The organism is Methylobacterium variabile (assembly GCF_001043975.1).
Classification (GTDB): domain Bacteria; phylum Pseudomonadota; class Alphaproteobacteria; order Rhizobiales; family Beijerinckiaceae; genus Methylobacterium; species Methylobacterium variabile.
Genome location: NZ_LABY01000342.1, coordinates 1 through 502 on the forward strand (window position 1 = coordinate 1; position 502 = coordinate 502).

Here is a 502-nt window from a genome sequence, read left to right on the forward strand (position 1 = left end):
GCCGCCGGCGACGCGGCGCTGAAGGGGGCCCGCGGCTACGGCGCCAACGACTTCAAGATCCCGCTGGCCAAGCGCACCCTCGCCGCCGCCGTCGCGGAAGCGATGCGCGCCTGATCGCCGGATTCGGAGAACAGCCATGGACATGAGCCAGCCGATCGGCGTCACGCCCCTCGACACGCAAGCCAACGGCCCGGTCGGCCGGCCGATCGATCGCGTCGATGGCCCCCTCAAGGTCACGGGCCGCGCCGCCTACGCCTACGAGAGCCGGGAGATGGCGAACCCGGCCTACGGCTTCGTCGTCACGGCGACGATCGCCAAGGGCCGCGTCCGCGACATCCACACGGCGGCCGCCGAGCGGATGCCGGGCGTCGTGCACGTCCTGAGCCACCGCAACGTGCCGCCGCAGGGCGAGAAGAAGGAGCAGGTCGGCCCGCTCCTCACCGACACCGAGATCAAGCATTGGGGCCAGCCGGTCGCGCTCGTGGTCGCCGAGAGCTTCGAG

2 pseudogenes are annotated in these 502 nt (G+C 72.1%); both read left to right on the top strand.

What is annotated here, in order from left to right:
- Window positions 1-114 (top strand): annotated as a pseudogene (locus VQ02_RS39610) (xanthine dehydrogenase family protein subunit M); the annotation flags it as partial.
- A gap of 22 nt (window positions 115-136) precedes the next feature.
- Window positions 137-502 (top strand): annotated as a pseudogene (locus tag VQ02_RS32535) (xanthine dehydrogenase family protein molybdopterin-binding subunit); the annotation flags it as partial.